The sequence below is a fragment of the Streptomyces sp. MBT53 genome (assembly GCF_016654115.1).
Taxonomy (GTDB): domain Bacteria; phylum Actinomycetota; class Actinomycetes; order Streptomycetales; family Streptomycetaceae; genus Streptomyces.
Window position 1 is genome coordinate 1 of record NZ_JAEQAZ010000061.1, and the last position, 12191, is coordinate 12191.

Genomic DNA, 12191 nt, shown 5'->3' on the forward strand with positions numbered 1-12191 from the left:
GCTCATCCGGCGCGCGGCCTCCCGTGAGCCGAGGAAGACGCCGCGGGTGTTGACGGCGAACACCTCGTCGAAGGCATCGGCGGACAGGTCCAGCGCGGCGATGCTGGGGAAGATCCCGGCGTTGTTCACCCAGATGTCGACTGCACCCAGCTCCTGGACCGCGAGGTCGGCGACCGCCGCGACGCTGTCCGGGTCCGTGACGTCCACATGGGCGGCCAGAGCACGGCCCCGGCCCCGGGCGCCGATTTCCTCGGCGGCGGTGGTGGCGAGTCCGTCCTGGATGTCGGCGACGAGCACGTCCGCTCCGGCTTCGGCCAGCCGCTCGGCGATGGCCCGGCCGAGGCCCTGGCCCGCGCCGGTCACGACGGCACGCCGCCCGTTCAGCGAGACGAGTTCGGCCAGCGACCTGGCCGAGACGTCGGGTACGGATATCTGCACAGCGTGTCCTCCGTTTGGCGGTGTGGTCAGATCCGGCCGCGGCGGGCGGTCTCCCCGAGCCAGTAGAGAGAAGGCTTGGGGCTGCGCACGAACGTTTCGCGGTCGACCGCGACCAGGCCGAACGTCGGCGCCCAGTGGCCCCACTCGTAGTTGTCGAGCAGGCTCCAGTGGAGATAGCCGCGTACGTCCACGCCGTCGGAGATCGCCTTGCCGAGGTGCTCAAGGGCTTCGTCCGTGTAGGCGATGCGGCGGGTGTCGTCGCCGGTGGCGATGCCGTTCTCGGTGACCAGGATCGGCAGGCCGTCGGTGACCTCGGCGGTGTGCCGTACCGCGATGCTCAGCGCGTCGGGCCGGTAGGCGGTGCCCACCAGCGTGTTGTCCGGGTGCGGCGGGTAGGGCTCGATGCCGTCCAGATCCACCCACTGGCTGGAGTACGACTGCACGCCCACGAAGTCGTCGCCGCGTGATCCGGCCAGGTAGAGGTCCTCCCAGACGTATTCCAGATCCCGCTTGTTGTTCTCCGCTCCGGGACGGGCCACGAAGGCGCGGTTGGCAACCGTCCAGCCGACCTTGGCCTCGGTCCGCTCGTGCAGCACCTTCCGCGCGGCCTGGTGTGCCTCGACGAGGCGCTCGCCGATCACCACGTCGGGGGCGGGCAGTTGCGGGCGCGGGCCCTCGTTGTCGAGTGTGGGACTCTGCCATTCCCCGTCGGCCTGCGCGTTCTGGAAGGCCCGCGCCATGCCGACCATGATGGCCAGCATGTTCGGCTCGTTCATGGTGACGACCCACTCGACGCCGTCCAGGATCGGCGCGACCGTCTCGACGTAGGTCCGGAACCGGTCCACCGCACGGTCGCCCAGCCAGCCGCCTTCCTCCGCGAACCAGAGCGGGCCGGTGAAGTGGTGCAGGGTGACGACCGGCGTCAGGCCGAGTTCGAAGGCCGTGTCGATCATGCGGCGGTAGTGGGCGAGTTCGGCGCGCGAGACCAGGCCGGGGAGCGGTTCGATCCGTGCCCATTCGATGCCGAAGCGGTAGGCGTTCAGCCCGGCGTCCGCGAGCAACTGCATGTCCTCGCGGTAGCGGTGGTAGCTGTCGCAGGCGTCGCCGCTGCGCTCCATGCCCGGGATGCGCCCCTCGTTCGCCCAGAAGTCGCTGTTGAGGTTGTTGCCCTCGATCTGGTGCGGTGCCGTGGATGCGCCCCAGAGGAACGCGGGCGGGAATTCGGTCATCGTCGACTGCTTTCCTGAGTGTCGGTGGTTCGGATCTCGTGGCACCTGGGCCACGGTCCGGCCGTTCGGGCGCGGTGGGCAACGGCCTGAGCACGGAGGGGCGTTGAGGGTTGGCGAGCTCTCCGGCAGGGCGGGGTGCGGCCTTGCCGGTTCGTCGGTTCGTGAGTGCGAGGTGCGCGACGAACGAACTCTTACCGTATGGTTAGTTTTCGTTGGGACGGTAGACCGGGATCGCAGGGGTGGGAAGGCCGCCGCTCGGCTTCGTGATCGGAACGTTACGTGGCGACGCCTCGATCGGTGAGGGCTCGGCGTGCGGTGGGCGAGGCCGGTGAGGTCTGCCGCCGACCTGGGTGGGATGGACGGAAGCGGTACACGTCCAACCCGGCGCGGCACCGCCGCTCCCGCGAGGGGCGCGGTTCGTGGCCGCCGGTCGTGAGTGAGGTCCCTCGGGCCGCCCGCTCGGTCGTGCGCGGGCGTGCCTTCAGAGGGTGGGGGATGCGTTGCTCGGCGACACGCTCACTGGTCGGCGCGGTCGCTCGTGAAGAGCAGGCGTACGAAGTCGGTGACAGGCCCGGCGATGTCGAGGTCCTGGTCCAGCACCCACTGCAGCTGGAGCCCATTGAGCACGGCGTGGAAGAGGACCGCCGCGCTCTCCGGAGTGACGCCTTCGCGCAGTCTGCTGTGCGCGGCCTCGCTGTCGAGTCCCTCGGCGAACTGGGTGCGCCCGCGTTCGTAGCGTTCGACGAAGTAGGCGTGGGCGGGATGGTCCGGCCGTGCGGCTGCGGCGGCGAGCTCGATCCACAGGCGCATCAGTTCGGGGGCCTTCTGGTGATGGCGGACGAGCTGGCTGAGATAAGGGGCGAGCTGGTCCGGGCTGTCCACTGCTTCCAGGCCCTGCTGCCATTCCTCCGCGTCGCGTTCGGCGAGCACCTCGGCGAGGAGTTCGTCCTTGTTCCGGAAGTGGTGCAGGAGGCCGGCGTGGGTGATGCCGGCTCGTTCCGCGATGTCGCGCAGGGAGGCCTTGGCGTAGCCGTTCTCGGCGAAGCTGTCGCGTGCCGCTCGTACGATCTCCGTCCTGCGGGCAGGGGTCTTGGCGTACGGTCCACGCGCTTTGGCCTGGCCCACGGTGCGTTCACTCTCCTCGACGAAGCCCGGTGCGGGACGGTCCTGCGCAGCTGCTGAGAACTCAAAGCTTCCCACATGGTCAAGATTCGCGTCTGCGCACCCTTCCCTGTCTGCCGCGCGGGTCTAACGTCTCAACAGAAACCAACCGTGCGGTAGGAGTTGGCCGCCGGCCCGGTCGGTGGGTCGGCCGCGCCCTTCAGCCGTCGGCGGGGGTGTTTTCGTGGCGTCGGAGGAACTGTTCCACGAAATCGAGGGCCTCGGCGTGCCGGGTGGTCATGCCCATCGTGTTCTCCATCATGAGGATCCGGCCGAGGGCGTTGGCCAGCATGAGCAGCACGGTGGGGGACACCCCCGGCGGCAGTTCGACGCCTGTCTCCGCGAGCCGTCGCGTCAGTGCCTCCAGCTGTACCTCGCGGTAGTGCTCGGCGCGGGCGGAGAGTTCGGCGCGGATCGCCTTGCGGTGATTGGCCAGCGCGGTGAACTCCGTGGTCAGCGCGTTCCCCGGATGGCTGGCGACCTGCCACAGGGCGCGTATCGGCTGGGGGCCGTCCAGTCGGCGGGCCGCCCGTTCCAACTCCTCGTCGCCCCGTCGTCGCAGCACCGCGAGGAACAGGTCGTCGAGGGTGCGGAAGTAGTACAGCACCAGCGCCGGGGCGACCTCGGCCTCGCGGGCCACCCGGCGCACGCCGACGGAGGCATACCCCTCCTTGAGCATCAGCCGCTCGGTGACGTCGAGCAGGACCTGGCGCGTCTTCGAGTTCTCGGTGCCCATACGGCGAGGCGCAGTCATGCCGCTCATTGTCCTTGACGGCTCCGCGAGGCGCTGTTAAACAGTTGTTCAGCGCTCGTGTTAAACACTCGTTCAACATGAACGGAGGGCACGGCTGATGGCTCGTACGGGCACCCGCACTCTGCGCGTCGAGGATCCGCGGCTGCTGACCGGCACCGGCACCTACGTCGACGACGTCGTACGGCCCGGAATGCCGCACGCCTGTTTCGTCCGCAGACCCGTCACACGGGCCCGCATCGCCGCGATCGACGCGTCGGAGGCGCTCCGACTGGACGGCGTACACGCCGTGTTCGTCCGGCACGTCCCTCCGATCCCGCCGTCGCCGAACCCATCGACCTCATCGACGCAGCCGGCATGAGCGCCCTCAGGCGCATCGCACCGCCGGCCGCTGCGCTCGCCGTGCTGCTCCTTCTCGCACTCCTGGAACGCGCCCGCCGACGCACCGACCGGTGATCAGGCCTCCCGGCTGTTGCCACCCCGTCCCGACCCATCCCATCTGTCACGCAGGAAACGAGGTCACTCATGCCCGGAAGAGTGGAAGGCAAGGTCGCCTTCGTCACCGGCGCCGCCCGAGGCCAGGGCCGCAGTCATGCCGTACGGCTGGCGGAGGAAGGCGCCGACATCATCGCCGTCGATGTGTGCAAGCAGCTCGACGGCGTCACGTTCCCGATGTCGACCCCCGAAGATCTGGAGGAGACGGTCGACCAGGTCCAGAAGCTGGGCCGCCGTATCCACGCCGTACAGGCCGACGTCCGCGACCACGACGCGCTCAAGGCCGCCGTGGACGACGGCGTCGCCGAATTCGGCCGGCTGGACATCGTCGCGGCCAACGCCGGCCTCGGCAGCGACGGCGCCACGCTCGACGCCATGGAGGAGAAGACCTGGCGCGACATGATCGACGTCAACCTGACCGGCGTCTGGTTGTCCGCCAAGGTCTCCATCCCGCACATCGTCGCGGGCGGACGGGGCGGCTCCATCATCCTGACCAGCTCCGTCGGCGGCCTCAAGGGCTACGCGAACATCGGCCACTACATCGCCGCCAAGCACGGCGTGGTGGGTCTGATGCGCACGATGGCAGGAGAGCTGGGGGCACACAGCATCCGCGTCAACACCGTGCACCCCACCCAGGTGAACACCCCGATGGTGATGCACGAGGGCACCTACCGGATGTTCCGCCCCGACCTGGAGAACCCCACCGCCGACGACTTCGCGGCGGTGTCCCAGGGCATGCACACGCTCCCGACGCCCTGGGTGGAGGCGGTGGACATCAGCAACGCCGTCCTCTTCCTCGCCTCCGACGAAGCCCGCTTCGTCACCGGCGTCACCCTGCCGATCGACGCCGGCGCCCTGCTCAAGTGAGCCGCACGGCAAAGGAGTTGTGCCCATGACCACCACCGAAACGATCTACTGGGACCCCTACGACCCGGCCTTGGCCCGCGACCCCTACCCCCTGTACGCACGACTGCGCGAGGAGGCGCCGCTCTACTACAACGACCAGCACAAGTTCTACGCCGTCAGCCGCCACGCCGATGTCCAGCGCGGCCTCGCGGACTGGCAGACCTACTCCTCGTCCCGCGGCGACATCCTCGAAATCATCCAGGCGGACATCGAACTCCCGCCCGGCACCCTCATCTTCGAGGACCCGCCCGTCCACGACATCCACCGCAAGCTCCTCGCCCGGGTGTTCACACCCCGCCGGATCGCGACCCTGGAGCCGCGCGTACGGGCCTTCTGCCGGCGTGCCCTCGAACCGGTGGCGGGCGCCGAGCGGTTCGACCTCGTCGAGGCCGTCGGCGCCGAGATGCCGATGCGGGTGATCGGGATGCTCCTGGGCATCCCGGAGGCGGACCAGCCCGCCATCCGCGACCTCACCGACGAGACGCTGGGCACCGAGGGCGGCGGAAAGATCAATCACGAGGACATCCTCAGTACGGATGCCTTCAAGGACTACATCGAGTGGCGCAAGCGGCATCCCTCCGACGACCTCATGACCGAGCTGATGACCGCCGAGTTCGAGGACGAGAACGGCGTCACGCGCACCCTCACGGACGAGGAGGTCCTGACCTACTGCTCCGTGGTCGCCGGCGCGGGCAACGAGACCACGGGCCGGCTCATCGGCTGGTTCGGCGCGCTGATGGCCCGATACCCGCAAGCCCGCCGGGAGTTGGCGGCCGACCCCTCCCTCATCCCCAACGCCATCGAGGAGATCCTGCGCTTCGAGCCGACCGGTCCGTTCACCGGGCGGTACGTCACCAAGGACGTGGAGCTGTACGACCGCACGGTGCCGGCCGGCAGCGCCATCCTCTTCATCCAGGCCGCCGCCAACCGCGACCCCCGCCGCTTCGAGGACCCCGACCGCTTCGACATCCACCGCGTCACCCAGCACATGAGCTTCGGCGTCGGCGCCCACTACTGCCTGGGCGCCGCCCTGGCCCGGCTGGAGGGCCGGATCGCGGCGGAGGAGATCCTCGAGCGGTTCCCCGGCTGGGACGTCGACTGGGACCACGCCGAGCTGGCGCAGACCTCGACCGTGCGCGGCTGGAAGACCCTGCCGCTGGTCGTCGAAGGAGCCCGATGACGACCGAGCCGTGGAACGTCGCCGTCGACACACGGATGTGCGTCCGCACGGGGCTGTGCGCCGCCTCCGCGCCCGAGCACTTCGAACTCGACGAGAACGGCCAGGGGCGTGCGAGGTCCGCCACCCTTCCGGCATCCGAAGAGGTGCTGGAGGTGGCCGAGTCGTGCCCGATCGAGGCCATCGGTATCAGGGGCGCGGACACCGGTGAACGGGTCTTCCCGCCGCCGGGCTCCTGAACATCTCTCCAACTGACTGACTGCTAAGGCAGTTGACTTCACGCCATGACGAAACTAGATTCCTGTCATACGGAAATGATGTTCTCGAATCTGCGCAACACTGCTCTTCAAGGGGTCTGGTGTCGTGGTTCAACCGTCCGTGAAGGAACAGATCGTCCTGGCCGCCGAGCGGCTCTTCGCCGAGCACGGCCTCGACGGGGTGTCTCTGCGTCAGATCAGCGCGGCGGCCGGGAACGGCAACAACACGGCGGTGCAGTACCACTTCGGCACGAAGGAACACCTCGTCCAGGAGATCTTCGAGTACCGGCTGCCGGAGCTGAACGAACGGCGCAGGCTGCTGGTCGCGCGTCGGCGCCCGGACGATCTCAGGACCTGGGTGGAGTGCCACCTGCTGCCCGTCCTGGAACAGGGCGAACAGGAGGGCAGCCACTACCTCAGCTTCGTCGCGATGCTCCAGCAGCACGGCCGCCGGGACGTCTTCGAACGCCTTCCGGCCGAACTGAGCAAGCCCACCGACGACTTCGTCGAGCGGATCGGCACCCTGCTGCCGCACCTCCCCGAGCCGTTGCGCGGCCACCGCATCTCGCAGGCCCTGGCCTTCGGCGTACATGCCGCCTCCGAACGTGAACGCACCCGCGCCCGCGGCGGGCACGTGCTGTCCTTCGCCGTCCATGTCGGGGACCTGCTGGACGGCCTGGTCGGCTTCCTCCAGGCCCCGGTGTCCTCGACGACCTCGTCCGCGCTCGGCGAGACCGAGACCGAGACCGAGACTGCGACTGCGACCGGAGCGAGTGAACCGGTCCTGCCGCATCATCCCTGAACAGCCGCCCTCCCACCCACGAGCGGAGGAACGACGTCCCGATGAGTATCGATCTGCGCAACGCCGTGGCGGTGATCACCGGCGCCGGCAGCGGGATCGGCCGTGCCGCCGCCCACGCCTTCGTCCGGCGCGGCGCACGTGTCGTGGTCACCGACCTCGTCGGCGAGCGGGCGCACACCGTGGCCGGTGAACTCGGAGACCGGGGCGCCGCCCTGGAGTGCGACGTCACCAGCCTCGACGACCTGCGAGCGGTACGGAAACTGGCCGTCGACCGCTTCGGCCGCATCGACCTGGTCATGAACAACGCCGGCATCCTGGCCGTCGGCCCCGTCGAGGACATTCCCCTGGACGCGTGGCAACGCGTCGTGGACGTCAACCTGTTGGGCGTCGTCCGCAGCAACCTCGTGTTCCTGCCCGTGTTGTTGGAGCAGGGATCCGGTCACGTCGTCAACACCGCTTCCACGGCAGGCCTGTTGCCCTACGGCTTCGACCGCCTGCCGTACACCGCGACCAAGCACGCGGTGGTCGGCCTGTCGGAGGCACTCGCGCTCTACCTGCGCCCGCGCGGCATCGGCGTCTCCTGCCTGTGCCCGGCCGGCGTCGCCACCAACATCGTCGAGCAGATCAGTTTCTACGGCGAACCGGCACCGCCCCAAGGCCCCGACTTCCCGGTCCTGGACGCCGACTCGGTCGGCGAACTCGTCGCCGAGGGCGTCACCCACGACCGCTTCCTCATCCTCACGGCACCGCAGGCCGCCGACGAACTGCGCGAGCACGGTGCCGATGTCGACGCCTACCTGTCCCGTCTGACGAAGGAAGCCCCATGAGCAGCACACTCGACCGGCTCCGCCTGGACGGCAAGGTCGCCGTCGTCACCGGGGGCGCCGGCGCCATCGGCCAGATCTACGGCCGGGCACTCGCGGAGGCCGGTGCCGCCGTCGTCCTCGCGGACCTCAACGGCGAAGGCGCCGAGCAGGCCGCCAAGACACTGGCCGCCGACGGACCGCGTGCGCTCGGCGTACAGGTCGACATCACCGACCGTGCCTCCGCGGCCGACCTGGCAGCGAAGACCACCGACGCCTTCGGCGGCATCGACATCCTGGTGAACAACGCCGCGTTGATGGCCGAGATCCCCCAGGTCGACATCCTGGACCTGCCCACGGACTGGTTCGACCGCGTCATGCGCGTCAACGTCCTCGGCGCCGTCATCTGCGCGGGCGCTGTGAAGGCCTCCATGGTCGAGCGAGGCGGCGGACGCATCATCAACCAGGTCTCCGCGGGCGCCTTCATGGGCGGCGGCATCTACGGCGTCAGCAAACTCGCCCTGGTCAACATCACCGTCGGCCTCGCCCGCTCACTCGGCCCGCTCGGCATCAACGTCAACGCCATCGCCCCCGGCCTGGTCGAGAACGAACCGGGCCTGCGCAGCCTGCCCGCCGACCACCCCGCACGCGCCGCGCTCACGGCCGCCATCCCGGGCAAGAAGTCCGCACCCGCCGAAGACCTGCTCGGCACGCTGCTGCTGCTCGCCTCCCCGGCCGGCGAGTGGATCAACGGCCAGGCCATCAGCGTCGACGGCGGCTGGGTCACCCGGCTGTGACCGGCACTGGTACCCCCGGGACACGGGTCGGTTTCATCGGACTGGGCAGCCAGGGCGCGCCGATGGCCCGCCGCATCGCCGAGGAGTCGTTCCCCCTGACGCTGTGGGCGCGGCGAAGCGCGTCGACGGACACGTTCGCCGACACGGCTGCCACCGTGGCGGCCACACCGGCGGACCTGGGAGCGGCGAGCGACATCGTCTGCCTGTGTGTCGTGGCGGACGCCGACGTCGAGGACGTGCTGTTACGGCCCGACGGCGTGCTGAACGGCATGGCTCCCGGCGGAGTGGTCGCCATCCACTCCACCATCCATCCGGACACCTGCCGACGTGTCGCCGACCAGGCCGCCGAGCGGGAGGTCACGGTGGTCGACGCTCCGGTCAGCGGCGGAGGCGCCGCAGCGGCACAACGCAGGCTCCTCGTCATGGCCGGCGGACGACTGACGGATGTCGCCCGCTGCTCCCCGGTGTTCGACACCTTCGCCGATCCGGTGATCCACCTCGGACCACTGGGCAGCGGCCAACTCGCCAAACTGCTCAACAACTTCGTCTTCACCGCCCAGGTCGGCCTGGCCCTGGACACCTACGCCCTCGCCGACGGACTCGGCATGGACCGCGCGGCGGTCGCACAGGTACTGGCGCACGGCACCGGTGGCAGCCGAGCGGCGGCCGTCCTCGCCATCTCCGGCTTCGACACCACCGGGCTGCGCCGGGCGGTGCCGCTGCTGCGCAAGGACGTCGGCCACCTGCTCGACGTAACGGACACGGCCCAGGTTCCACGGCCCCGCACCCTCGTGGACCTCACCTCGTACACCCTGTCGACGCTGGGCCAGGTTCCGGCTTCCTGACACCGCCCCACCCGGACGACCCCAAGGCGGCACCGACATGACCACGTCCCTGTCCCACGACCTCGGCACGACCGGCCCCCTCGTCGACGGCACCTGGCTCGACACCACGTCCGCCGGCCGACAGGACCACATCAACCCCGCGACCGCCCGCGCCAACGGCACCGTCCTGCTCGCCGGACCGCAGGAGGTCGACGCGGCCGTCGCCTCGGCGAAGAACGCCTTCCCCGAGTGGCGGGCGATGTCCCCGGATCGGCGCCGCCGCATCCTCCAGCGCGTCGAGGAGCTGATGCTGGAGCGCGTGCCCGAACTCGGCCGGCTCAACACCCTCGAACTCGGCGTGCCCTTCCGTACGTCGGCGGGGCTGGCCCATCTGTCCGCCGGCTGGTTCGGCTATTACGCCGGCTGGGCCGACAAGCTGGAGGGCGCCACCATCCCGCCCAGCCCGCGCATGGTGCCGGGCCTCGACTACACCGTCCCCGAGCCGTACGGCGTCATCGGCGTCATCCTGACCTGGAACGGTCCGATCATGTCGGTCGGCATGAAGATCGCCCCCGCACTCGCCGCCGGTAACTGCGTCGTCGTCAAGTCCCCCGACCTCGCGCCGTTCACCGTGGCCCGGTTCGCCGAGATCACCCTGGAGGCCGGGCTGCCCGCGGGCGTGCTGCACGTCCTGCCCGGCGGCCTGGAGGCCGGCGAGCGGCTGGTCCGCCACCCCGACGTCGCGAAGATCTCCTTCACCGGCGGCATCCCGACCGCGAAGAAGATCCTCGACGCGGCCCGCCACACCCTCAAGCCCGTCCTGCTCGAACTCGGCGGCAAGACAGCCGACATCGTCTTCCCCGACGCCGACCTCGACGAGGCCGTCGCCGAGACCGTCCGGTCCTGCTTCACCCTCTCCGGACAGGGCTGCAACCTCACCACCCGCATGCTGGTACACCGTCAGATCTACGACCAGGTGGTCACCGCCGCCGCAGAGGCGGCCGCCGCGCTGCGCGTCGGAGACCCCTTCGACCAGTCGACCGCCCTCGGCCCGGTCGTCGGCAAGGCGGCCCACGAACGCATCCTCGGCATGATCGAACGCGCCGCCAAGGACAGCCGTGTCATCGCCGGCGGCCACGCCACCGACCCGTCCACGCTGCCCCCGGACAACCGCGACGGCTACTTCATCGACCCGACGGTCCTCGCCGACGTCGACCCGCACAGCGAGGTAGGCCAACACGAGGTCTTCGGCCCGGTGCTGTCGCTGATCCCCTTCGAGACCGAGGACGAGGCGGTCGAACTGGCCAACTCCACGCCCTACGGCCTGGGCACCGCCGTACACACCCACGACGTGTCCCGCGTCCAGCGCATCGTCCCGCACCTCCAGTCGGGCACCGTCCTCGTCAACGGCGCCTCGGGCCAGCCGCCGGGCGCCCCGTTCGGGGGCTACAAGCAGAGCGGCTACGGGCGTGAAGGCGGCAAGGAGGGCCTCTACGAGTTCCTCCAGACCAAGAACGTCTTCATCCGCGCGTAAGGCGGCGCACCATTCGGCCGCAGGAGGCCGGGATCGCCGACTCGCCGTTCCGGCAACGGCCTCTCAGCGACGCGCTCGCCCCTCCTCGTTCCGCACAGCGTGCCGTGTTCCCGGGGACCAGCCCCGGACGGTCGCCGAAGGCAGGATCCCGTCAGCCACTCCCGGAGCCGCATCCGGTCCGCCAGGGCCACCTCACAACCCACGGAGGCCTCATGGACGACACCCAGGCGGACCGCACCCTGGCAGAGATCCTGCCTACCCACGAACCATCCTCGGCTGCCACCCCGTTCGCCCGCGCCGCACGGGACTTCCTCTATGGCGAGGTCTGGTCACGCCCCGGCCTGAGCCGCCGGGACCGCCGCTGGGTCACCCTCACGTGCGTCGCCGCCGCCGACTCGCCCCAGCCCATCGAGGACCACGTCCACGCGGCACTCGCGAGCGGCGACATCGGCCTCGAGGCCATGCTGGAGTTCGTCCTGCACTTCGCGGTGTACTGCGGCTGGCCCAAGGCGTCCCACGTGGAGGGGGCCATCGCCCGGCAGTGGGACCGCATCCACCGCGAACGCGGCGAACAGACCCCTCCCTGGCCGCAGTTGGGCGACGACACCCTCGGCCCCGCCGCCTGGGACGAACGGCTCGCCCGCGGCGTGGAGGAGTTCATCGACGTCAACCTCACGCCCGCGCCGCCCCCGAACTCGCCGTACCGGCACGCCGGCATTCTCAATTTCGTGTTCGGGCACGTCTGGCAGCGCCCCGGGCTGACCCGGCGCGAGCGCCGGATCGTCACGGTCGCCAGTGTCGCCCTCGACGACTCGCCCGTCCCCCTCCAGACGCATGTCAGGGCCGCGCTCCACTCCGGAGACCTCGGCAAGGAGGAGATGGACGAGATCGTGCTGCAGTTCGCCGCGTACTACGGCTTCGCCAAGGGGGAGGCCCTCGCGGACGCGGTGGAGACGGCGTGGGCGTCCAAGGCCGAGGCCGACATGGCCCGGCAGACGCTCTGACGGGCTTCCGCGC

At 70.0% G+C, this 12191-nt stretch carries 14 protein-coding genes; 10 read left to right on the top strand and 4 right to left on the bottom strand.

All coding sequences use genetic code 11. The features are described 5' to 3' along the window. The 4 genes from JHN45_RS22790 to JHN45_RS22805 form a co-directional block, all read right to left on the bottom strand. Positions 1-438 (bottom strand): SDR family NAD(P)-dependent oxidoreductase (locus JHN45_RS22790; RefSeq protein WP_201050376.1); only part of this gene is annotated, 438 nt, incomplete at its 3' end. Between the two features lie 26 nt (positions 439-464). Then, positions 465-1667, bottom strand: coding sequence for a glycoside hydrolase family 1 protein (locus JHN45_RS22795; RefSeq protein ID WP_201050378.1), 1203 nt, complete (start codon positions 1665-1667; stop codon positions 465-467). Between the two features lie 516 nt (positions 1668-2183). Then, positions 2184-2792 carry a TetR/AcrR family transcriptional regulator gene (locus tag JHN45_RS22800; RefSeq protein ID WP_201050385.1) on the bottom strand — a complete coding sequence of 203 codons (609 nt, stop codon included), beginning with the start codon at positions 2790-2792 and terminating at the stop codon, positions 2184-2186. Positions 2793-2988: 196 nt separating this feature from the next. Further along, on the bottom strand, positions 2989-3582 hold the full coding sequence (locus JHN45_RS22805; RefSeq protein ID WP_236583966.1) for a TetR/AcrR family transcriptional regulator: 594 nt from the start codon (positions 3580-3582) through the stop codon (positions 2989-2991). A gap of 97 nt (positions 3583-3679) precedes the next feature. Between JHN45_RS22805 and JHN45_RS22810 the strand changes: the two genes are divergently transcribed. The 10 genes from JHN45_RS22810 to JHN45_RS22855 all read left to right on the top strand — a co-directional run bounded on the left by JHN45_RS22810 (position 3680) and on the right by JHN45_RS22855 (position 12178). Further along, positions 3680-3940, top strand: coding sequence for a hypothetical protein (locus JHN45_RS22810; RefSeq protein ID WP_236583967.1), 261 nt, complete (start codon positions 3680-3682; stop codon positions 3938-3940). Between the two features lie 164 nt (positions 3941-4104). Beyond that, positions 4105-4941: a mycofactocin-coupled SDR family oxidoreductase gene (locus JHN45_RS22815; protein ID WP_201050387.1), complete on the top strand. Its 837-nt coding sequence runs from the start codon at positions 4105-4107 to the stop codon at positions 4939-4941. A 25-nt stretch (positions 4942-4966) separates the two neighbouring features. Then, positions 4967-6160: a cytochrome P450 gene (locus tag JHN45_RS22820; RefSeq protein ID WP_201050389.1), complete on the top strand. Its 1194-nt coding sequence runs from the start codon at positions 4967-4969 to the stop codon at positions 6158-6160. After that, positions 6157-6396 carry a ferredoxin gene (locus JHN45_RS22825; RefSeq protein WP_201050391.1) on the top strand — a complete coding sequence of 80 codons (240 nt, stop codon included), beginning with the start codon at positions 6157-6159 and terminating at the stop codon, positions 6394-6396. The genes JHN45_RS22820 and JHN45_RS22825 overlap by 4 nt, the downstream gene beginning before the upstream one ends. A gap of 124 nt (positions 6397-6520) precedes the next feature. Further along, positions 6521-7216, top strand: coding sequence for a TetR/AcrR family transcriptional regulator (locus tag JHN45_RS22830; RefSeq protein WP_201050393.1), 696 nt, complete (start codon positions 6521-6523; stop codon positions 7214-7216). A gap of 41 nt (positions 7217-7257) precedes the next feature. Beyond that, positions 7258-8043: an SDR family oxidoreductase gene (locus JHN45_RS22835; RefSeq protein WP_201050394.1), complete on the top strand. Its 786-nt coding sequence runs from the start codon at positions 7258-7260 to the stop codon at positions 8041-8043. Further along, positions 8040-8816, top strand: coding sequence for an SDR family oxidoreductase (locus JHN45_RS22840; RefSeq protein WP_201050395.1), 777 nt, complete (start codon positions 8040-8042; stop codon positions 8814-8816). The genes JHN45_RS22835 and JHN45_RS22840 overlap by 4 nt, the downstream gene beginning before the upstream one ends. Continuing rightward, positions 8813-9661: an NAD(P)-dependent oxidoreductase gene (locus JHN45_RS22845; protein WP_307783165.1), complete on the top strand. Its 849-nt coding sequence runs from the start codon at positions 8813-8815 to the stop codon at positions 9659-9661. Before JHN45_RS22840 ends, JHN45_RS22845 begins: the two co-directional genes overlap by 4 nt. A gap of 37 nt (positions 9662-9698) precedes the next feature. Then, positions 9699-11174: an aldehyde dehydrogenase gene (locus JHN45_RS22850; protein WP_201050396.1), complete on the top strand. Its 1476-nt coding sequence runs from the start codon at positions 9699-9701 to the stop codon at positions 11172-11174. A gap of 212 nt (positions 11175-11386) precedes the next feature. After that, a complete protein-coding gene (locus JHN45_RS22855) occupies positions 11387-12178 on the top strand; it encodes a carboxymuconolactone decarboxylase family protein (RefSeq protein WP_201050401.1) in 792 nt (263 codons plus the stop codon). The last annotated feature ends 13 nt before the right edge of the window (positions 12179-12191 follow it).